This is a genomic window from Otariodibacter sp. (genome assembly GCF_029256985.1).
GTDB lineage: Bacteria > Pseudomonadota > Gammaproteobacteria > Enterobacterales > Pasteurellaceae > Otariodibacter.
In genome coordinates, this window is record NZ_JARIDQ010000048.1 from 1 (window position 1) to 23095 (window position 23095).

Sequence of the window (23095 nt, forward strand, 5' to 3'; positions counted from 1 at the left end):
AGTCGAATATCACTACGTTGGAATTGATCCCTTACTCCATCAAAATAGGTCAATAATTTTTGCAAAGCACTGCGGTTTGGGTGTTGTACTAGCAACTGCCAGCGATAGTATCCTGCTTTTTTTGCCATAGCAGAGCTAATAGGTCCGAGTAATTGGAAGTTTTGCCATTGATATTGAGTAATCGCACTATCTAAACAAGCGGTCAGTTGTTGCACATATTCTTCAACTTTTTGATTATCCTTGCCCGTTGCTCGAAAAAGCACTTGAGAAGCATAAGGCGGTAGGCCCATAAGCTTTCGCATGTCCAATGCTTGTTGGGCAAAGGTTGCATAGCCTTCATTGAGTAAACTAGTCAGTAATGGATTATCAGGATAGTGGGTTTGTAATACCACGACGCCCTGTTTTTCTGCTCGCCCTGCTCGCCCTGCCACTTGGATATAAAGCTGTGCAAGTCGTTCTTCTGCTCTAAAGTCCGTAGAAAATAAACTGCTATCCACATTCACAATCGCAACCAACGTTACATTTGGGAAATGATGCCCTTTTGCTAACATCTGTGTGCCAATTAGAATTTGGCTTTTACCCGCTTGAATTTCACTTAAATGCTGTTCTAACGCCCCTTTTTTAGCGGTGCTATCACTATCTATTCGACTAATTTTATAAGTTGGAAATTGTTCCGCTAACACTTGCTCTAATTGCTCTGTACCTGTACCAGTAGTAATTAAATTGGTTGAGCCACAATGTTCGCATTGACGAGGAATAATATGTTGAGATCCACAATGATGGCAACGTAACACCCGATTTTTTTGATGATAAGTATAAGGCTTATCGCAGGCTTCACATTGACACATCCAACCGCATTCGTGACACAATAATACGGGAGCAAAGCCTCGACGATTGAGGAAAAGCATCACTTGATTGCCTTTTTCTAAATGGGCTTTCATCATTGTGATCAAGCCTTGAGAGATCCCAGAATGAATCTGCTCTTTCTTGAGGTCGATAAGCCTTTGCTTGGAAAATACCGCATTGCCCGCCCGATTATCGAGTTTTAATTCGATAAACTTACCGCTTTGTATATTATGCAAGCTTTCTAAACTAGGCGTTGCTGAGCCTAAAATAATGGGAATATCATTATTCTTCGCTCTGAGTATCGCTAAATCTCTAGCGTGATACCGCCAACCGTCCTGTTGCTTAAATGAGGAATCGTGCTCCTCATCAATAATAATTAAGCCTAATTGATGAAATTGAGTAAAGAGCGCAGAACGTGTGCCAATTACTATCGCACTTTCGCCTTGCTTGGCTCTTATCCAAGCATTTAAACGTTGGGTATCGTTTAAGTTGGAATGAAGTACATCCATTTCTACATTAAATCGGGCTTGAAAGCGTTGAATAGCTTGGGGTGTTAGCCCAATTTCAGGCACAAGTACTAACACTTGTTTGCCTTGTTTTAACACTTCTTCAATCACTTGCAAATAGACTTCGGTTTTACCTGAGCCTGTTACCCCATTCAGCAAAAAAGCTGCAAAGCCTTGTTGATACACTAGTCGGCTTGTGACTAAACTCTGTTGTTTATTGAGGGTTAATCGATTTTGCTGGTTGCAAATAGGTAAATTAGCTAACTTTTCTTGCCAAGATTGAGCTTGGTCTGGCACTTCCACAGGTTCGATATAACCTTTTTCAAGCAAACCTTTCCAAGCAGATGGACTACAAGCGGTCGGTTTGGTAAATAATTTTGCAAAATTAGATAGCTCCGTTAATAGCTCTTTTTGTTTCTTTGCCCGATTTAAGCTCTGATCGACTAATGCATTTTTGCCTAATTCAGTTATCGTGAAATAAGTGATGTCGGCTCTTTCAGCGGACGAGCCTTGACGAAGTTTGATTGGTAAAGCGGTTTGTAATACTTCGCCTAAAGGAGCGTGATAATACTTAGCCGCCCAAGCTAATAATTGCCAACTATCCTCATCAAAAATAGATTCGCTATCAAGCACTTCATCAATGGGTTTGAGTTTTTCTAGAGGCAAATCACTGGATTCAGGGAATTCAACCACAATACCGATTTTACGTTGTCGTCCAAAAGGAACTGCAACCCTTGCTCCGACAACAACTTCCATCATTTCTGGCAAGAGATAATCAAAATAGCGAAAAAGAGGAACAGGCAACGCAATGCGAATAACAGTCATAGTATTATGCTTTTTTACTAAAGCTATCAATAGTTAATAGTACAATGGCGACACTCAAACAAGCCATTAAAATGTAGGATTGTGAATCTAGCACTTCGCCAATGGCAAAAGAAATAATGAGCATCACCAATGGCTCAACATATCCCATTAACCCTAGCACATTAACTGGTAAAATATTACTTGAGGCAACAAAACACATAAATCCAAAACCATTTACAATGCCAAATAAGATCAGATAGTAGTATAAATACTTATTTTGACTAATGATTATAGACATATCTAATTGTAGCACATGGTATAACGCCCAAGGTAAACAGAGAATAAGCTCAATCACAAATGTCGCAAGAGTATTAATATTGAAATAGCGTCGAATCACAATATAGGTTGAATAACCAAATGCGACGACAAAAGTCGCCCAAGATATTTCACTATTTAAGAAAATACTCACGCCCACACCGATACAAGCAAAGACTAAAGCTAACCATTTGAATGGCGAAAAATACTCTTTAAATACAATCTTACCTAATGCGGCTGTAACAATAGGCAACAATAAATATCCAACAGAAACTTGGATTGCTTGGCCGTTATTCGGTGCCCATAAAAATAACCATAATTGTGTCCCTAAATTACAAGCCAACAACATAATAAATCCAATCAACCAAGGCTTTTCTTTGATTTTCCTTGCCAAATCTTTAAATGCACCTTGCTGATTAAATAAAAAGATTGCTAAAAGTAGCATAGGAATTAGCACTAAAATACGGAAACCAAACATTCCCATATCAGGTAAGGGTTGCAAAAGAATAGCAAAATAAAATCCCATGCCAAACAAGATATTTGCACCTAACGACAATAAAACTCCTTTTAGCATCTATTCCACCTTTATTCGTTGTTTTTTACGTAACAATAATATACCATCTAATCCTAAGAAAAAGAGAGCAACTGCCAGACAAATCATCAGTATATAAGCACTAGGTTGTAATGTTTCACCAATAATAAATGAAACCAATAATAATCCCAAAGGCTCTATATAGCCTAATAATCCCAGTAAATTAAATGGTACTAAAGTACTAGCCATCGTATAAGCTAACAAGGCTGCTCCACTTAATAAGCCTAATAAAAATAGGTAAATATAAATATTGTCGTTGCTTACTTTAACCTGTGTCATATCAACTTGACTAATAAAATAAATTGCTACAAAACATAGCAAAGTAATTTCTAACACAAAACTGTGAATATGACTAATATCAAATCGTTTTCGCAACATAAAATAAGCAGGATAACCCACCATGACCAAACTACTTACCCAAGATAATGTCCCCGAAAGGAAAATATTACTTAGCACGCCCACTAATGCAAAACTAATTGCTAGCCATTTATTTAAGGAAAGGTTTTCTTTATAAACAAATTTTCCTACCGCCACCATAATAATAGGCATTAACAAATAACCAATAGAAACATCAATAGCTCGCCCATTATTGGGAGCCCATAAAAAAAGCCACATTTGTACACCGACAAGACTGGCAGAAAGGAATAAAACTAAAATTAAATACGGTTCGTTTTTTATTCTATGAAGAAAACTAATAAATTCTTTTTGTTGCTTAAATCCAACAATTGCCCCCCACAAAACAGGTAACATTGCCACCATTCTAAAACCAAAGATATCTTCACCTGTAAGTGGTTTTAAAAAAGTGGCGAGATAATATAATGTACCAAACAAAACCGATGCAAATACTGAAAAGAAGATACCTTTATACATATAAAAATTGCTCTCGCTACAAAATAGGAAAATAATACAATAAAGAAAGGCGTATAACTTATAACTATACACCTTTACATCAACCTAAATTTATTTAGCTTTGGCGATATGTCTTAAGGAATTTTTCTAAACGTCCTATTGCTTCTTCTAATTGATGTACATAAGGTAAAGTCACAACTCGGAAGTGATCAGGCTTATGCCAGTTAAAACCAGAACCTTGTACAAGCAATACTCGCTCTTGTTGTAATAAATCTAAAATAAATTTTTGATCGTCTTTAATTCCAAATATTTCTGTATCAATTTTGGGGAACATATACATTGCTCCTTTTGGTTTAACACAACTAATCCCCGGAATTTGCGTTAATAATTCATAGGCTTTATTACGTTGCGCTAATAGACGCCCACCCGGTAAAATCAGTTCATTGATACTTTGATATCCACCTAATGCTGTTTGAATTGCATGTTGCATTGGAGTGTTGGCACACAAACGCATTGATGCAAGCATTTCTAGCCCCTCAATAAATCCTTTTGCTTGGTGTTTAGGTCCATTTAGTACCATCCAACCTTGACGAAAACCGGCTACACGATAAGTTTTTGATAGTCCATTATAAGTTACCGTTAATAAATCAGGAGCTAAAGCAGCAATATGGTGATGAACTGCACCATCATAAAGAATCTTTTCATAAATTTCGTCAGCAAAAATAATTAAATTATGTTGACGTGCTAATTCCGCAATTTCTAATAGTACCGCTCGACTATATACCGCACCTGTTGGGTTGTTCGGATTAATCACTAAAATTGCTTTAGTGTTTGGCGTAATCTTGGCTTTAATATCTTCAATATCAGGGAACCATTCATTTTCTTCATCACAGAGATAATGTACCGCCTTTCCACCGGCCAAGGTTGCAGCAGCTGTCCATAATGGATAATCAGGCATAGGAATTAAAATTTCATCGCCATTATTTAGCAATGCTTGCATTGACATCGTAATCAGCTCTGATACACCGTTACCAATAAACACATCATTTACATCAATCTCAAGCAAGCCTTTCAATTGATAATATTGAACGATTGCCTTACGAGCAGAATACAGCCCTTTCGAGTCGCAATAACCTTGTGCAGTAGGTAAATTTCTAATCACATCAACCAATATTTCAGCTGGAGCATCAAACCCAAAAGGAGCAGGATTCCCAATATTCAATTTGAGAATTTTATGCCCTTCTTCTTCTAGCCTAAGTGCTTCCTTATGTATTGGCCCACGAATATCATAACGCACATGAGCAAGTTTATCTGTTTTTGCAAAACGCTCCATTTCTACTTCCTAATAGATAAATTATAATATGATGAAAAATATCTCACTCTACTCTGATTTTTAAAGAAAAAAAAGAGGAATTGAGCTAGAATAACAATCTTTTTTTATCAATTGTGTTGGATTTACCGCAAAGTTTACTTATGTCTATTTTTACAGAATTAAAACAAAAATTATATACAGCATTAACAGAAATCAACACAGATCAAGGAATCGTTCAGCTGGTTGTAGAAACAACATTAGTTGCTGAAGATACTGATTTACTCGGTTGGTTAAAAGAAAATATAACTTATCCTCACTTTTTTTGGAAAAATCGTTCAGCTGAACTTACGTTTGCTTCGATAGGGCAAGTTCGCCAATTCTCCACATTAGAGTCAGCTCAACAATTTAGCCAACAAACAGGTTATAATCTCTTCGGTGGAATTAAGTTTGAATGTGAATGCAGATTTATTCTACCTCGTATCGTTATTACAAAAACCAAGGCGAAACTGACCACCTACTTATATATTGATACAACCCAACTTGCAGAAGAAAAACAACAAAGTGAAATAGCAATCAACAGCTTAGATACTATTCAACAATTAACTACACCACATTATCAAATTCTTGATCACGAAAGTGTGACTGATTTTACAACGTGGAAAAGTAATATTGAAAAAGCCATCCAGGCGATTCGAGCAAATCAATTTAGTAAAGTTGTACTAGCGAATGCCTCAACGCTTACCTTTAATCAATCGCTTTCAGCCTACGATTTACTGATAATAAGTCAACAAAAAAATCTTGGGTGTTATCATTTTCTATGGTCTGAAAAAGCGGAAAGTGCATTTATTGGCTCAAGCCCAGAAAAGCTTTATCAACGCAATGAACAACAGTTTTATACTGAAGCACTAGCTGGCACTGTGGCAGTAACGAGCGATCCACAACAGACAGAACGAAATGGCATGTGGTTATTAAGCGACTCAAAAAATATCCACGAAAATCAATTAGTGGTCGATAACATCTATCACCATATCAAAGATAGTATTGAAGATATTCAAGTAAGTAAGGCTGAAATTAAACGGTTACACAACGTTCAGCATTTACGTCGTAATATTCAGGCCACACTCAAAAAAGGTGTATCCGATGCAGATTGTCTTGAACGTATTCATCCAACAGCTGCTGTTGCTGGCTTACCTCGCTTGTTAGCCAAACAATTTATTGCAGAAAATGAAAGATTTAAACGTAATTGGTATGCAGGAACATTAGGCTATTTTAACCCAGCTCACGCAGAGTTTAGTGTTGCTCTACGCTCGGCTCAAATTGAAAAAAATAAAATCACTCTATACGCAGGAGCAGGCATTGTTGAAGGTTCTGATCCAGAATCAGAATGGCAAGAAATTGAGCGAAAATCACTTGCGATGGCAAGTTTGTTTGTGAAATAAACAGCCACACTATTTTTAGTCTCTTACAAGCGGTTAATTCGGCTCAAGTTTTTACAAAAATGTAGAGGAATCTAACCGCTTAATATAAATAAACTAATCTGAAAATCAATATCCCCAATACATACCTGAACGTCCCCATCCATGGTGATAGCCAATAGAAGGATAAATTATTGGGTAATTGTTATATACTCTAACTTTTACAACTTTATCACTATGGTTTAAATCGCTCTCATCATAATTTTGATTACCAACAGTATTTCCTGAAGCAACTCGTTGCTGATATTCCTGTACCGTTTTCATATCCATTGGTACCGTACTATGTTGTTCAGGTAGCGCACATCCAACAATAATAAAAGATGAAATAATCGGTAATAAATATTTTTTCATTCTTTACTCCTTTATTTAGCAAAAAGGCACCTCTAAGGTGCCTTTTCTCTATTCTTCAAAATTATTCAAAAAATTAAAGAGCAGATTTTGCTTTTTCAACTAAAGCTGCAAATGCAACTTGGTCAAATACTGCGATATCAGCAAGGATCTTACGATCGATTTCAACAGAAGCTTTTTTCAAGCCATTGATGAATTTGCTGTATGATAAACCGTTTTGACGAGCCGCAGCGTTGATACGTGCAATCCATAATTGACGGAATTGACGTTTACGTTGACGACGGTCACGGTAAGCATATTGTGCAGCTTTAACTACTGCTTGGAAAGCAACACGATACACACGTGAACGTGCACCATAATAACCTTTAGCAGCCTTAAGAACTTTCTTATGGCGTGCTCTTGCAATAACACCACGTTTTACACGAGCCATTATTTATCTCCTATTTGTCTAATTTAACTAAAATTTACTAATCGTACGCTCGTGCTTATGCGTATGGCAAGCACGCTACTACTAAAACTTGGTCTGCTTTTGCAACCATTGATTTATGACGTAGATGACGTTTACGTTTAGTGGTTTTCTTAGTCAAAATATGACGTAAGTGAGATTGTTTACGTTTGAAACCGCCAGAAGCTGTTTTTTTGAAACGCTTCGCAGCACCACGTACTGTTTTAATTTTAGGCATTGTTAAAATAACTCCGCATTGTTTAAGTTAATCACTAATAATAAGGCGAAAACAAGCGGTAAGTTCTGCTAAAAAATTAGCAAATCTTACCGTCATTCTACTTAGATGCACTTATTATTTCTTTTTTGGGGCTAATACCATCACAGCTTGACGTCCCTCAAGTTTGCCTGGTGCTGATTCCACCACTGCAATCTCGGCTAAATCGTTTTTAACACGATCTAACACGTCTAAACCGATCTCTTGGTGAGCCATTTCACGTCCACGATAGCGAACAGTGACTTTAGCTTTATCCCCATCTTCTAAAAAGCGAATCAGGTTGCGTAGTTTTACCTGATAGTCGCCTTCGTCTGTACCTGGACGGAATTTAACTTCCTTCACTTGTACAACTTTCTGTTTTTTCTTCTGCTCTTTTGCTGCTTTTTCTTTCTCGTAAATGAACTTACCATAGTTCATAATACGACAAACTGGTGGCTCAGCATTCGGGCTAATTTCAACTAAATCTAATTCAGCTTCTTCGGCTCTAGCTAGAGCATCTTGAATGGATACGATACCAATTTGTTCGCCATGTTGGTCTGTTAAACGAACTTCTTTTACACGAATTTCATCATTAAGGCGATGAGCGCGATTTGTTTGAACACGTTTTACGGGTTTAATAGTACTATTCCTCTAGTAAATTTAACTTACGATCATACCGCTTGCAGAAGATATGATTTCTTACTTATAGGCTCTACCTAGATAGAGCAAAACGGGGGACATTCTACTGAATTTTACATTTTCAATCAAGCCTAATTTGTATACATATTGCAAATTTACTAATCCAACAACTTTAAATTACTACTTGACTAAGCTGTGATATCGGTTCTATTTTTCGTATAATATATAATAACGCAATAATTATATTACATTATAAGGAAATTTATATGAAAAAAAGCCCATTAGCTCTGTTTCTTTTATTAAGTACTAGTACATTTGCTCAAGAGATCATTATTTTTGGAGACAGCCTTAGCGATATAGGGCAAAATAATTGGGGACATAAAGCCAGTTATTCTATCAATGGACAGGAAAATCCTTTATATAATGAATCATTAGCAAAATTATTAGATTCTGATATCAAAGCGTATACAAAAGGCGGTACAAATTACGCATACAGTGGAGGTGTGCTTTTAGCCTCTAATAGCACTAAATCAATCAAACAACCTAATATATTACTCAATAACCAAGTCGATAATTACTTAATGCATCAAGTAAATCCTGAATCGCTACATATTATGTGGATGGGAGGTAATGATATTGCTGCTATACTGCAAACTGCAATAAGCAAACAGACTTCTGGCGAACAGTTTTCTTATATTCTAAATTCAGCACAACAACTTGCTGATGAAAATGCAAAACAATGGGAAAAGCTCTTCTCAAAAGGAATAAATACAGTTGTAATGCCAACAATTCCTAATGTGCTATACACACCAGAGTTTTTTAACCAATTTGGTAATGCTATAGCTCAAAGCATCAGAGATAAGATCAATACACCACTTCAACAAAAAAACACTAGTATCAGTTTAACGGATCAATTTATTCTCAGCACTATACCATCTCATTTCGAAACAATTTTTAAAGAAGAACAAAATAAACTGCAAGATACAACACAAGAAAAATTCACTGATTTTGATCAGGCACGAAGAAGTGTATTACGAAATTCAGTAGAAAAATTGTACCAAGTATACGGTTCTCAATTAAGTAATTATTTAACAAAAGAAGAGGCTATCTTATTACTTAATTCCAAATATCAAGAAACCGCACAAAATGCTGAGCAAGTTACTTCATTGCTAAATACAACGATAACGAGAAAAATAAACCAAGTGGGTGGAAATGTTGTTCGCCTTGATACAAATGGATTATTTAAAGAATTATTATCTAATCCAACCGCCTATGGATTATCTAATACAGTTAGTATGGCTTGTACTGAAGGTACTGTTGATTTAGATGAATTATCTCATTCATGTAATAAAACAGATAGTTCAGCAAATTCAATGATGTTTGCCGATAGTTTTCACCCAAATGTATTAGTCCATAACATCATCGCTGATTATATTTTCACAACATTAAATTCACCAAAAGAGATGAAAATACTCTCTCATTTAGCCGATCATAATGCAGAAAATGCAATGAATATAGCTAGACAAGAAAGCAATCGTAATCATTTTTTACATCAAGATCCTAAAACGGTCAGTGCTATATCCATTTATGAGAAACAAAAAGATGGCGATAACCTATATGTTGGTGCAAAAATTCAATTTAATCCAGAATGGCAATTGAGTGCGATATTTGGACATCAACAACAAGATGGAAACCTTGGACTAACCAGCGCTAAAAGTAAAACAAAATTAGTTAATACTACGTTACGTTACGATGCAGAAAAATGGTGGTTCGGCTCTAGTTTACAAGTAAGTATTGCTGATTATGATAGTCAACGTAACATAAAATTAGGTAATGTTCAGCATACACACAAAGGAACAACGAGTGGTTCATCAATGTTAGCCTCATTATTTGGTGGATATGGATGGGATTGGGGAAATCATACACTTTCACCCACAATCGATATGACATATTCATTAGACAAAATTGATCCTTTTGGCGAAAAAGGAATGAAAGCGACAAGTCTAGCTTTTGATGAACAATCTCACCGTCAATTTAAAACAGGATTAGGACTTGAATATCGCTATAAAATTGCAAATTTCCAACCTTATCTATCCGCTCGTTGGGTTAATGAATGGTTACATAAAGATCAAACACTCCATGTTGGCTTAAATGGTAGCAAATTTAACGTATTACTTGAGCCACAAGATCACTCTTGGGTAGATTTACAGGCAGGAATACAATGGCAAGCAAAAAGCATTCCATTGCAAATTTATGCAGGTCTAACGCAAGAAGTGGGTAGAAAACATAGTTTAGCAAAAACAAAAGCAAACTTAGGTATTCAATATCAATTCTAAAGCCATTTCTAAGACAATAAAAAAGTTGCTATCGATATAATCTTTAGCAACTTTTATTTTCATAATTAAACTACAAATAACTTACTGCAAATATTACTCTTCTCCAAACAATTTCAACTCACGTTGTCTTACTTGGTTTTTAAGAATTTCGGTAAATTCTTCGATAGTGAATGTACCTAAGTCTTTACCTTTACGAGTACGCACTGCAACTTTGCCTGCTTCGATTTCTTTATCACCACAAACAAGCATATAAGGTACACGACGTAAGGTATGTTCACGAATCTTAAAGCCGATTTTTTCGTTACGTAAATCAGATTTAACACGTAAGCCTGCATCAGATAATGTTTTCACAACATTTTGTACATAATCTGCTTGGCTGTCAGTAATATTCAACACAACGGCTTGCACAGGTGCTAACCATGCAGGGAAGAATCCTGCGTATTCTTCTGTAATAATACCGATAAAGCGTTCTAACGATCCTAAAATTGCACGGTGGATCATTACTGGTGTCTTACGCTCATTATCTTCTGCAACATAAGATGCACTTAAACGTTCTGGTAAGAAGAAATCAAGCTGAATTGTGCCACATTGCCATGCACGATCTAAGCTATCATGTAATGTGAACTCAATTTTAGGACCATAGAATGCTCCTTCACCTTCTTGAATTTCATACTCAAGTCCGTTATGAGTCAATGCTGCTGCTAAATCTGCCTCCGCTTTTGCCCACATTTCATCTGTACCAATGCTGTTTTCCGGACGAGTTGATAATTTCACTTTGATATTATCAAAGCCGAAAGTGCTGTAGATGTCATATACCATTTTGATACATGAAGTTACTTCATTTTCCACTTGCTCTACAGTACAGAAAATATGTGCATCATCTTGAGTAAATCCACGCACACGCATGATTCCGTGTAAAGAACCCGATGGCTCATTACGGTGACAAGAGCCGAACTCCGCCATACGCAATGGTAAATCACGGTAAGATTTTAAGCCTTGGTTAAAGATTTGAATATGACCCGGACAGTTCATCGGTTTAATTGCATATTCACGGTTTTCAGATGAAGTAGTAAACATCATCGCACCGTAATTTTGCCAGTGACCTGTTTTTTCCCAAAGCACTCTATCCATCATAAATGGACCTTTTACTTCTTGGTAATCATACTGTTTTAATTTAGTACGCACGAAAGTTTCAAGTTCACGGAAGATTGTCCAACCATCATTGTGCCAGAACACCATACCCGGTGCTTCTTCTTGTAGGTGGAATAAATCTAATGCTTTACCGATTTTACGGTGGTCACGTTTTGCAGCTTCTTCTAAGCGAGTTAAGTATGCAGATAATTGTTTTTTATCCGCCCAAGCTGTTCCATAAATACGTTGCAACATTTTATTTTTGCTGTCACCACGCCAGTATGCGCCTGCCACTTTTTGTAATTTAAAATGATGACAGAAACGCATATTAGGTACATGAGGACCACGACACATATCAATATATTCTTGGTGATGATAAAGTGCAGGATGATCTGTTTTAGCAATATTTTCATCCAAAATTGCCATTTTGTATGGCTCGCCACGTTTCTCAAATACGTCGTGAGCTTCTTGCCAAGTCACACGTTTTTTAACAACATCATAATTTGTATCCGCTAACTCATGCATACGTTTTTCTAATGCATCAATATCTTCTTGAGTAAGCGAGCGATCAAGATCAACGTCATAATAGAAACCATTGTCAATCGTTGGACCAATTGCCATTTTAACGTTAGGGAAAAGTTGTTTGATTGCATGCCCTAATAAGTGTGCTGTTGAGTGACGGATGATCTCTAAGCCGTCTTCATCTTTAGCCGTAATAATTTCAAGGGTTGCATCTTGATCGATAATATCTGAGGCATCACGACGTTCGCCATTCACACGCCCTGCAATCGTTGCTTTAGCTAAACCAGCTCCAATACTTTGTGCAACTTCCATAACAGAAACAGGGTTTTCGAATTGGCGTTGAGAGCCATCAGGTAATGTAATAATTGGCATAATAAATTCCTTACAGTGGTAACCCATACGAGAGGTTACTTGTTATTAGTTTGAAGATTTTGCAAAAAAATGAAACGAAAAGACCGCTTCAAGCGGTCAGTTTAAGGTGATTTTTTGCAATTATTGAGTACTTTACTCGCCCTCACAAATGGGCGGACGAAAAAGCAGGGGGGATTTTACCATAAAAAAACATAAATTTTGATAAAAACCTAAAAATCTCACTGTTTCAATAAAATAATTATTTTTATTTTTAAAATATATTGAAATACTAAAAAATAATTCGTAAAGTATTAGTTACATTAACGTAAAAAATAATATACACAAAAGGAGATATTATGTCACCAGTTAAAAATAAAGATAGCATTCATAATGTTAATATTGCAGATGAAAAAGTGTTGATAACACCAGCGGAACTAAAGACTAAGTTACCTTTATCTTGTAATCTTGCCCAACAAATTGAGCAATCACGTCATACAATTGCCAATATCATCCATAAAAAAGACCCAAGATTACTTATTATCATTGGTCCTTGCTCTATTCATGATCTTATTTCTGCCATGGAATACGCACATAAATTAAAAACTCTTTCTGATAAGTTGCAAGATCAATTATATATTGTAATGAGAGTTTATTTTGAAAAACCAAGAACGACGGTGGGTTGGAAAGGTTTAATTAATGATCCTGATATTGATGGGAGTTTCAATGTAGAAAAAGGTTTACATCTTTCCCGCAAATTACTTTTAAACTTAGCTGAACTTGGATTACCTTTAGCAACAGAAGCACTAGATCCTATCAGTCCACAATATATTGCTGATGTATTTAGTTGGTCTGCAATTGGTGCAAGAACGACAGAATCACAAACTCACAGAGAATTAGCATCGGGACTTTCTATGCCCGTTGGTTTTAAAAATGGTACCGATGGTAGTTTAAATACTGCAATTAATGCAATGAAAGCTGCTTCACAAGGACATAGTTTCATTGGAATAAACCAAAAAGGACAAGTTAATTTACTTAAAACCAGCGGTAACCATGATGGACATATTATTTTACGAGGGGGTAAAGTCCCAAATTATCAAGCAGAATTTGTGATGGAGTGTGAAACAGCTTTATTACAAGCTAATTTAGAAACAGCTATTATGATTGATTGCAGTCACGGAAATTCCAATAAAGACTATAAACGTCAACCTGCTGTTGCTGAAGATGCTGTAAATCAAATTGTACAAGGTAATAAATCAATTATTGGATTAATGATAGAAAGTCATCTAAATGCAGGTAACCAAAATGCGAACCAGCCTCTATCAAAAATGAAATATGGTGTTTCAATTACCGATGCCTGTATTGATTGGGAAACAACAGAAACCTTATTAACTAATCTGGCTAATATATTAAAGTATAAACGACATCATATCTAATGTAATAGGTTCAATAATCTTTTTATTGAGCCTATTATTATTTTATCAAATTAGTTTTAAACTACTCTAACGTCTTACCTTTTAATTCTGGCACCAAAAAAATTGTAGCTAGTATATCTAATAAGTAAATTCCTGCTAGGAATGCGATGGCTGCTTGAAAAGAATAAATTGAAACTAATGTTCCAACAATTACTGGACCAAATCCACCAACAGCTCTGCCTATATTGAATAACACATTTTGAGCAGTTGCTCTTGCTTCCGTTGGATATGCCTCTGACATTAACGCACCATATCCGCCCATCATACCATTGACAAACATCCCTAAAATTGCCCCTGCAAACAACATATAGTTTGCATCAGATAATTGGGAATAGACTAGAATACTCACCACAGCTCCGCTTTGAAATATAAGGAAACTTGGTTTACGCCCTATCCTATCGGCTAATTGTCCAAATAACCAAATACCAAACATCATTCCGCAAATGGTAAATGCGGTCCATAACCCTGATTTAGTTAAACTTAATCCTAGCTGATTAGAAAGAAAATTTGGCATCCAAATCATAATGCCGTAGTAACCAAAATTTTGTACGGAGGTTAATACGACTACACCCAAACTCACTTTTGCTGTTGCTTTATCTTTAACTAATAATTTGAATGAATATAGCTTTGAGCTAGATTGAGATGATGATTGAGATAATTTCTCTACTTGTCTTCTCATAAACACTTCTGGCTCATGCAATCTTGAGCGTAAAAACCATGCGACAAACGCTGGAAAAATACCGACGACGAACATGCCTCGCCAACCAATTATTGGTAATAAAAATGGAGTTAATAAAGCTGCAGCTAATACGCCCAATTGCCAACCTAATGCAACATAGGAAGATGCTCTGGCCCTATGCTTAGCAGGCCATGCTTCAGCTGCTAACGCCATACCGATACCAAATTCTCCACCTAAACCAATACCTGCAATAGTGCGATATACAAGCAAATCCCAATAACCTTGTGCTAACGCACACAGTCCTGTAAAAACTGCAAATAAAAGAATGGTCCAAGTAAGCACTCGAATACGTCCATACTTATCACTTAATGCACCAAATACAATACCACCAAAAACAGCACCAATAAGTGTCCAAGTAACAAGTGAGCCTGATTGAGTGGGAGTTAATGCTAAATCAGCAGAAATTGCTGATAGCATAAAACCTAAGATGAGAAGATCGAATCCATCCATTGCATAACCGACAACAGATCCTAATAAGGCTTTCCAACCTTCTTTAGTGACTTGATTATTCATTTTGTATCCTTTTGCTACTCTCTGTTAGCCTATTAAAGTGAAATAAGATTTCTCCTCAAAGAAATCGGCAGGTATTCTACTAATTTTTTAAAAAGATAAAAGAAAAATCTCTTTCTTATAGCATTAAATTATTCATAATTTCATCACTTATAACTAAATGAATTATCTCCATTTAAAAAATCCCCAAATTACGCTATTCTATACGGCAATTTTCTCATTTAAATTCCAAGGTTATAAAATATGCAACAACAATATAATCCAAGTGTGATTGAGCCTAAAGTGCAGAAGTATTGGGCTGAAAATAAAGTATTTAAAGCGATTAAAGACGAGTCGAAAGAAAAATATTACTGCTTGTCTATGTTCCCTTACCCATCTGGTCGTTTGCATATGGGGCATGTGCGTAACTATACTATTGGTGATGTAATCTCTCGCTATCAACGTATGAATGGTAAAAATGTACTACAACCAATGGGTTGGGATGCGTTTGGTCTACCTGCGGAAGGGGCTGCGATCAAACATAAAACAGCACCAGCAAAATGGACTTACGAAAATATCGAATATATGAAAAATCAGCTCAAAATTTTGGGCTTTGGATTTGACTGGGATCGTGAAGTTACCACTTGTAAACCTGAATATTACAAATGGGAACAATGGTTCTTTACTGAATTATATAAAAAAGGCTTAATTTATCGTAAGACTTCAACAGTAAACTGGTGTCCGAATGATGAAACTGTATTAGCTAATGAACAAGTTCATGAAGGTTGTTGCTGGCGTTGTGATACTCCAGTGGAACAACGTGAAATTCCACAATGGTTTATTAAGATCACTGATTATGCAGAACAATTATTAAATGGATTAGATACTCTACCTAACTGGCCTGATCAAGTAAAAGCAATGCAACGCAACTGGATTGGTCGTTCAGAAGGGGTTGAAATCACTTTTGATATTAAAGATTCTGATGAAAAACTTCCAGTTTATACTACTCGTCCTGATACATTTTATGGAGTGAGTTATGTTGCAGTTGCAGCCGCTCATCCATTAGCAACCTTAGCTGCAAAAAATAATCCAGAACTAACCGCTTTCATCAATGAAGCAAAAAATACCAAAGTGGCAGAAGCCGAATTAGCTACAATGGAAAAGAAAGGGATGGCAACTGGCTTGTATGCTATTCATCCATTAACTAAACAAGAAGTGCCTGTTTGGGTGGCAAACTTTGTATTAATGCACTACGGAACAGGTGCTGTAATGGCAGTACCTGCACACGACCAACGTGACTTCGAATTTGCACAGAAATACGATTTACAAATTAAACAAGTGATCGCACCGCTTGATAATTCAGAGTGGGATTTCTCCCAATCAGCCTTTGTTGAACACGGTAAGTTAATTAACTCTGATGAATTTGATGGATTAGATTTTGATGAAGCATTTAATGGTATTGCAAATAAATTAGAACAGCTTGGTGTAGGTAAACGTCAAGTGAATTATCGCTTGCGTGACTGGGGTGTTTCTCGCCAACGCTATTGGGGTTCGCCAATTCCAATGCTTACATTAGAAAATGGTGATGTTGTACCTGTACCAATGGAAGATTTACCAATTGTATTACCTGAAGATGTGGTAATGGATGGCGTAAAAAGTCCGATTAAAGCGGATCCAGAATGGGCGAAAACAACCTACCAAGGTCAGCCTGCATTGAAGGAAACAGATACCTTTGATACCTTTATGGAATCATCTTGGTACTATGCTCGCTACACATCACCACAATATCAACAAGGTATGTTAGATAGTGATGAAGCAAACTATTGGTTACCGGTGGATCAATATATTGGTGGGATTGAACACGCAACAATGCACTTACTGTACTTCCGTTTCTTCCACAAATTATTACGTGATGCTGGACTAGTCAATAGTGATGAACCAAATGACAAACTACTCTGTCAAGGAATGGTACTAGCTGATGCATTCTACTATACAAGCCCAACTAACGAACGTATTTGGGTTTCACCAACAGAAGTGACTTTAGAAAAAGACGAAAAAGGCCGTATCATTAAAGCCTTTGATAAAGAAGGTCGTGAGCTTGTTCATAGTGGTATGACTAAGATGTCAAAATCCAAAAACAATGGTATCGATCCACAAGAAATGGTGGATAAATATGGTGCAGATACCGTACGTCTATTTATGATGTTTGCTTCACCGGCAGAAATGACACTTGAGTGGCAAGAGTCTGGTGTGGAAGGTGCAAAACGTTTCTTAGGTCGTTTATGGAATCTTGTATTTGAATATCAACAAGCGCCTGCGACTGTGGCATTAGATCCTTCATCACTTTCAAGCGAACAAAAAGCTTTACGTCGTGAAGTACATAAAACTATTGCTAAAGTGAGTGATGATATTGGTCGTCGTCAAACCTTTAATACTGCGATTGCAGCCATTATGGAATTGATGAATAAACTCACTAAAGCACCACTTACGCAAGCTCAAGATAAAGCTGTAATGGCAGAAGCCTTAAGTGCTATTGTGCGTATGCTCTATCCTATTACTCCACATATCTGCTTTGAATTGTGGCATGCTTTAGGTAATGAAAGCACTATCGACTTTGCCCCTTGGGTAAAAGCTGATGAATTAGCGATGGTTGAAGATGAAAAACTTGTAGTTGTTCAAGTAAATGGTAAAGTACGTGGTAAAGTTACTGTTCCTACGAATGCAACTGAAGAAGAAGTCAAAACAATAGCATTAAACGATGAAAATGTAGCTAAACATTTAAATGGATTAAATATTATTAAAGTGATTTATATTCCATTTAAAATGTTAAGTATTGTTGCTAAATAATCGTTCTCTATTTATCCTAGCTCAATAGAGCTAGGAATAGTAAGCGGTAATTTATTGGAAAAGTTTTACAAAACTTTTCCAGTTACTCATAAAATTAAAAGGAAAATCCATGTTTAATAAATGTACTTTTCTCCTCGTATTTTTACTTACTGCCTGTGGGTGGCATTTCAAAACGAGTGAACGTTTCCCTGAAGAACTCCGTACATTACATTATGAAAGTTCAGATATGTATAGTGATATGTCTCGTGTTTTACGTAATGAATTATTACTTAATGGAATTACTGTATTACCTAGTGAAGATAATTCCTCTGCGGCAACATTACGTCTAAATGCAACAGAAAATAGTTCCGTGGTAGCGTCGGTGTTTAAACAAGCAAGGGAAGCTGAAAAGATTCTTAGCCTGACTGTTAAAGCTACAATGACAATTCCAGAAAAAGGTAGCTACCCTTTAGAAGTAACCGTTCATCGAACTTTCTTTGATGATTCTCGTGCTGCACTTGCGAAATCAGAAGAAAGAACAGCCATTATTAATCAAATGTACGAACAAGCCTCACGCCAACTATTAGTAAAAATGATCGGATTACAGAAAGAATTGGCAAAACACAAATAACCTATGATTCAGCGTATTTTTTCTGAAGGATTAGATCTTGCCCTAGAAAAAGGCTTAAAGTCTTTTTATCTGCTCAATGGGCAAGATGTACTATTAGTATTGGAAAGTAAAGATAAAATTATTGCTACAGCTCACCAATATGGTTTTGATGAAAAAATAGAAATCGTTATCAATAATGAAACTAAATGGGATGATCTTGCTGATCAATTACAATCAACAGGGTTATTTTCTAGTAAACAGATCATTATTCTTAATTTTCCTGATAATCCTACCACTACGCATCAAAAGCAATTGACGAGTTTATTAGAGCTTGCCCATCCTGATGTGCTATTTATCTTGCATTTTCCTAAATTAACCAAAGTAATGGAAAAGCAACCTTGGTTATCAATCATAGAAAATAATGGAATCCAGATTCAGTGCCAAACACCTGATATTACAAAATTACCCACTTGGTTAAAACATCGAGCTAAATCAATGCAACTACAATTAGATCAAGGAACCATTGATCTACTCTGCTATAGTTATGAAGGCAATCTTCTTGCTCTCAAACAAACACTACAATTATTGCAGTTACAATATCCAAATCAAATAATCACACCACTCAAAGCTAAAGAAGTCATTGCTCAATCTGCTCAATATACGCCATTTCAATGGATTGATGCATTATTGCAAGGTAAGGTAACACGTGCAGCTCACATTCTAAATCATCTAAAAAATGAAGAAACACAACCCGTTGTACTAGTTAGAATTATTCAAAAAGAATTGATGATCTTACTTGAAATTACTCGTTCACCAATGGTGGTAAATAGTAATGAGCCACTATTTAATCGTAATTTACGAGTAGAATTTGACCGCTTGAAAGTATGGCAAAATCGTCGTCCAATTTATCAAAGTGCAGTACAACGATTAACTTATCGTAAACTTTACCAACAAATCCAAGCCCTTGCCGAACTTGAAAAACAAATCAAACAAGAATTTAGTGATGAAATTTGGGCAAGTATAGAACATTTAGGGCTATTATTTACCTAATGTATTACATAGCCAACGGGCTATTACCATCTTCTAATAACGATAATTTACAAAGCATTCCTATCATCTAATAGTTAGTTTAATACACTTAAATTTATGTTCGTATCCCATAAACATTAAATTTCCCAATAAATTGGTATTTCAAAATATACTATACTGGTGTATAGTATATTATCTATTTATATGAAGGACTAAATTTATGCCAAATTCTCTAGAAGATAAGAAAAAAATTATAACTAGAATAAAAAGAATTAAGGGACAGATTCAAGCATTAGAATCTAATCTAGATAATGTGACTGAATCCGATTGTCGCACAACTTTACAACAAATTGCGGCTATTCGAGGTGCAACAAATGGCCTAATGGCAGAAATTTTAGAAATTCATATAAAAGAGTCATTTAATTTGGAAAATAATCCTGATCCAAAAATAGATGAACCTATTAAAGACGTTATAAATATTATTAGAACTTATCTTAAATAAACCTAACTTAAGGAAAAAATAATGAAATCACGTGCAGCTGTAGCTTTTGAGCCAGGTAAACCACTAGAAATTGTAGAAATAGATGTTGAATCACCTAAAAAAGGAGAGGTTCTCATCCGTAATACTCATACGGGAGTTTGTCATACTGATGCATTCACCTTATCAGGTAATGATCCAGAGGGAGTTTTTCCTGTAATTTTAGGCCATGAAGGAGCTGGCATTGTTATTGAAGTTGGAGAAGGTGTAACAAGCGTTAAGCCTGGTGATCATGTTATACCATTATATACAGCAGAATGTGGAGAATGTGAATTCTGTAAATCAGGCAAAACTAATCTTTGCGTTGCTGTTAGAGAAACTCAAGGAAAAGGACTCATGCCTGATGGTACTACTCGATATTCTTATAAAGGACAGCCTATTTACCATTACATGGGATGTTCAACTTTTAGTGAATATTCAGTAGTTGCAGAAGTTTCTCTAGCTAAAATTAATCCTAAAGCAAATCATGAACATGTGTGCCTATTAGGTTGTGGAGTTACAACTGGTATTGGTGCAGTTCATAATACTGCAAAAGTTCAAGAAGGCGATTCTGTTGCAATCTTTGGATTAGGTGCAATTGGGTTAGCCGTGGTGCAAGGAGCAAGACAAGCCAAAGCTGGTAGAATTATTGCTATAGATATAAATTCTAGTAAATTTGAATTAGCTAAAAAATTCGGTGCCACAGATTGCATTAATCCGCAAGATTATGACAAGCCGATTAAAGATGTCTTACTTGATATCAATAAATGGGGAATTGATCATACTTTTGAATGTATTGGTAATGTCAACGTAATGAGAGATGCTCTAGAAAGCGCTCATAGAGGGTGGGGACAATCAATCATTATTGGTGTTGCTGGTGCTGGACAAGAAATATCCACGAGACCATTCCAATTAGTTACAGGGCGAGTATGGAAAGGCTCTGCTTTTGGTGGAGTAAAAGGTCGTTCACAGTTACCTAATATGGTTGAAGATGCGATGAACGGAGATATTGAATTAGCACCTTTTGTTACCCATACAATGAAATTAGACGATATTAATAAAGCATTTGATTTAATGCACGAAGGAAAATCTATTCGCTCTGTTATTACCTACTAATTTAATGAATAATACAATTGTATAATAAACTGATTATGCAATTGTATTGTTTTTGCAGGATAATCATTATGGAAAAACTTGAAGAATATTATTGTTACAATGGTACCCAAACAGTTTGGTCTCATTATTCATCTACTCTAAATTGTAATATGAAATTTGCCATTTATATTCCCGAACAAGCAACACAAACTAGACTTCCTGTCTTATATTGGCTGTCGGGTCTTACATGTACAGAACAAAATTTCATCACTAAATCAGGTTTTCAACGATATGCATCTGAAAATAACATAATTGTAGTTGCACCAGATACTAGCCCTAGAGGGGAAAATGTGCCTGATAATGACTCCTATGATTTAGGTCAAGGAGCGGGGTTTTATGTTAATGCTTCTCAAAAGCCGTGGAATGTAAATTATCATATGTATGATTATATTTTAGAAGAGCTTCCAAAACTTGTAGAAAATAATTTTCCTGTAACAGATAAAAAATCTATATCAGGTCATTCTATGGGAGGACATGGTGCTTTAGTCTTAGCATTACGTAACCCCGATATATATACCAGCGTTTCAGCTTTTGCACCTATCGTATCGCCATCTCAGGTAGAATGGGGGAAGAAAGCATTTTCTCATTATTTAGGTCAAGATGAGAAAAATTGGGAATTATATGATTCAGTTAAATTAATTTTAAATGGATATAAAGCAGATAACATTTTCATCGATCAGGGACTAGCCGATAGTTTTTACAAAACCCAACTACACACTTATCTATTAGAAGATGCCTGTAATAGTAAGCAAGTACCAATAACAATTAGATATCATAATAATTATGATCATAGTTACTATTTTATATCAACATTTATTGAAGATCATATCCGTTATCATGCAGAAAAATTAAGAGAGTAATAGAAGATAAGCAAACTCAAATTAACCTGTATAATATTTTAAATATACTTGAATTGAGTTTGCTTATCTGTAAAACCTTAATCTAGTACTTCTATACCACATTGTTTTAATAAATCAGCAGTTTCATACATTGGAAGTCCCATTACTCCGGTAAAACTTCCTGTTAGATGGCTAATAAAGCAACCGCCGATGCCTTGAATGCCATAAGCTCCAGCTTTATCCATTGGTTGTCCTGTTGCAATATACGCATTAATTTCTAAATCAGAAAGCACCTTAAAAGTTACTTCACTGGTTTGTACACAGCTATACTGTTTTTCTCCATCACTGATACAAACCGCTGTAAATACTTGATGAGTTTTACCCGATAACCTTTTCAACATTGAATAAGCTTCATCTTTATCCTTTGGTTTACCTAAAATCATCTGATCGATAGATACCGTTGTATCAGCGGTCAATATTGGAAAATTTGCTAAATTTTTTGCGGATCTAACCGCTTGTGCTGCCTTATTTTTCTCGATAGCAACTCGCAGACAGTAACTTTTCGCCTCTTCATTAGGATGAGGGGTTTCATCTATTTCACTTTGTAGTGAGTGTAAATCTAATCCCAATTGTTGCAAAAGCTCCCAACGCCTAGGGCTATTTGAGGCAAGATAAATTGATTTCATTAACTATCC

20 protein-coding genes are annotated in these 23095 nt (G+C 35.9%); 9 read left to right on the plus strand and 11 right to left on the minus strand.

Annotation, left to right across the window (positions count from 1 at the left end; all coding sequences use genetic code 11):
- From priA to Q1J40_RS05245, 4 genes are all read right to left on the minus strand, one after another.
- A partial coding sequence (gene priA / locus Q1J40_RS05230; protein ID WP_301098994.1) for a primosomal protein N' occupies positions 1-2177 on the minus strand: 2177 nt, incomplete at its 3' end.
- 4 nt (positions 2178-2181) lie between these two features.
- On the minus strand, positions 2182-3045 hold the full coding sequence (gene rarD, locus Q1J40_RS05235) for an EamA family transporter RarD (RefSeq protein ID WP_301098996.1): 864 nt from the start codon (positions 3043-3045) through the stop codon (positions 2182-2184).
- Positions 3046-3933: an EamA family transporter RarD gene (gene rarD, locus Q1J40_RS05240; protein ID WP_301098997.1), complete on the minus strand. Its 888-nt coding sequence runs from the start codon at positions 3931-3933 to the stop codon at positions 3046-3048.
- Between the two features lie 94 nt (positions 3934-4027).
- A complete protein-coding gene (locus tag Q1J40_RS05245; protein WP_301098998.1) occupies positions 4028-5245 on the minus strand; it encodes a pyridoxal phosphate-dependent aminotransferase in 1218 nt (405 codons plus the stop codon).
- Between the two features lie 140 nt (positions 5246-5385).
- Here Q1J40_RS05245 and Q1J40_RS05250 point away from each other — a divergent pair, with 140 nt between their 5' ends.
- Positions 5386-6663 carry an isochorismate synthase gene (locus tag Q1J40_RS05250; RefSeq protein WP_301099000.1) on the plus strand — a complete coding sequence of 426 codons (1278 nt, stop codon included), beginning with the start codon at positions 5386-5388 and terminating at the stop codon, positions 6661-6663.
- Between the two features lie 105 nt (positions 6664-6768).
- Here the strand turns inward: Q1J40_RS05250 and Q1J40_RS05255 are convergent, their stop codons facing one another.
- From Q1J40_RS05255 to infC, 4 genes are all read right to left on the minus strand, one after another.
- Entirely contained in the window at positions 6769-7050 is a 282-nt protein-coding gene (locus tag Q1J40_RS05255) for a hypothetical protein (RefSeq protein ID WP_301099001.1), read from the minus strand.
- Between the two features lie 73 nt (positions 7051-7123).
- A complete protein-coding gene (gene rplT, locus Q1J40_RS05260; RefSeq protein ID WP_121120859.1) occupies positions 7124-7477 on the minus strand; it encodes a 50S ribosomal protein L20 in 354 nt (117 codons plus the stop codon).
- 55 nt (positions 7478-7532) lie between these two features.
- On the minus strand, positions 7533-7730 hold the full coding sequence (rpmI, locus tag Q1J40_RS05265; RefSeq protein WP_005596065.1) for a 50S ribosomal protein L35: 198 nt from the start codon (positions 7728-7730) through the stop codon (positions 7533-7535).
- Positions 7731-7844: 114 nt separating this feature from the next.
- Positions 7845-8384, minus strand: a complete 540-nt coding sequence (gene infC / locus Q1J40_RS05270) for a translation initiation factor IF-3 (RefSeq protein WP_301099038.1) — start codon at positions 8382-8384, stop codon at positions 7845-7847.
- 266 nt (positions 8385-8650) lie between these two features.
- Here infC and Q1J40_RS05275 point away from each other — a divergent pair, with 266 nt between their 5' ends.
- Positions 8651-10720: an autotransporter domain-containing protein gene (locus Q1J40_RS05275; protein WP_301099002.1), complete on the plus strand. Its 2070-nt coding sequence runs from the start codon at positions 8651-8653 to the stop codon at positions 10718-10720.
- A 93-nt stretch (positions 10721-10813) separates the two neighbouring features.
- Here the strand turns inward: Q1J40_RS05275 and thrS are convergent, their stop codons facing one another.
- Positions 10814-12745, minus strand: coding sequence for a threonine--tRNA ligase (thrS, locus tag Q1J40_RS05280; RefSeq protein WP_301099003.1), 1932 nt, complete (start codon positions 12743-12745; stop codon positions 10814-10816).
- 335 nt (positions 12746-13080) lie between these two features.
- On the opposite strand from thrS, the gene Q1J40_RS05285 reads away from it, so the two are divergent.
- The gene (locus Q1J40_RS05285; RefSeq protein ID WP_301099004.1) at positions 13081-14157 is read left to right on the plus strand and encodes a 3-deoxy-7-phosphoheptulonate synthase; all 1077 of its coding nucleotides are present in this window, start codon (positions 13081-13083) and stop codon (positions 14155-14157) included.
- 61 nt (positions 14158-14218) lie between these two features.
- Here Q1J40_RS05285 and Q1J40_RS05290 read toward each other — a convergent pair whose 3' ends face one another.
- The gene (locus Q1J40_RS05290; protein ID WP_301099005.1) at positions 14219-15448 is read right to left on the minus strand and encodes an MFS transporter; all 1230 of its coding nucleotides are present in this window, start codon (positions 15446-15448) and stop codon (positions 14219-14221) included.
- Positions 15449-15688: 240 nt separating this feature from the next.
- Here Q1J40_RS05290 and leuS point away from each other — a divergent pair, with 240 nt between their 5' ends.
- From leuS to fghA, 6 genes are all read left to right on the plus strand, one after another.
- Complete coding sequence (gene leuS, locus Q1J40_RS05295; protein ID WP_301099006.1) at positions 15689-18271, plus strand: leucine--tRNA ligase; 2583 nt, start codon at positions 15689-15691, stop codon at positions 18269-18271.
- Between the two features lie 109 nt (positions 18272-18380).
- A complete protein-coding gene (locus Q1J40_RS05300; protein ID WP_301099007.1) occupies positions 18381-18881 on the plus strand; it encodes an LPS-assembly lipoprotein LptE in 501 nt (166 codons plus the stop codon).
- A 6-nt stretch (positions 18882-18887) separates the two neighbouring features.
- Positions 18888-19910: a DNA polymerase III subunit delta gene (holA, locus tag Q1J40_RS05305; RefSeq protein ID WP_301099039.1), complete on the plus strand. Its 1023-nt coding sequence runs from the start codon at positions 18888-18890 to the stop codon at positions 19908-19910.
- Between the two features lie 199 nt (positions 19911-20109).
- On the plus strand, positions 20110-20391 hold the full coding sequence (locus Q1J40_RS05310) for a metal/formaldehyde-sensitive transcriptional repressor (protein WP_301099008.1): 282 nt from the start codon (positions 20110-20112) through the stop codon (positions 20389-20391).
- A gap of 21 nt (positions 20392-20412) precedes the next feature.
- Positions 20413-21522: an S-(hydroxymethyl)glutathione dehydrogenase/class III alcohol dehydrogenase gene (locus Q1J40_RS05315; protein WP_301099009.1), complete on the plus strand. Its 1110-nt coding sequence runs from the start codon at positions 20413-20415 to the stop codon at positions 21520-21522.
- A gap of 68 nt (positions 21523-21590) precedes the next feature.
- A complete protein-coding gene (gene fghA / locus Q1J40_RS05320) occupies positions 21591-22421 on the plus strand; it encodes an S-formylglutathione hydrolase (protein ID WP_301099010.1) in 831 nt (276 codons plus the stop codon).
- Between the two features lie 77 nt (positions 22422-22498).
- Here fghA and Q1J40_RS05325 read toward each other — a convergent pair whose 3' ends face one another.
- A complete protein-coding gene (locus Q1J40_RS05325) occupies positions 22499-23086 on the minus strand; it encodes a Maf family protein (protein WP_301099011.1) in 588 nt (195 codons plus the stop codon).
- Between the last annotated feature and the right edge of the window lie 9 nt (positions 23087-23095).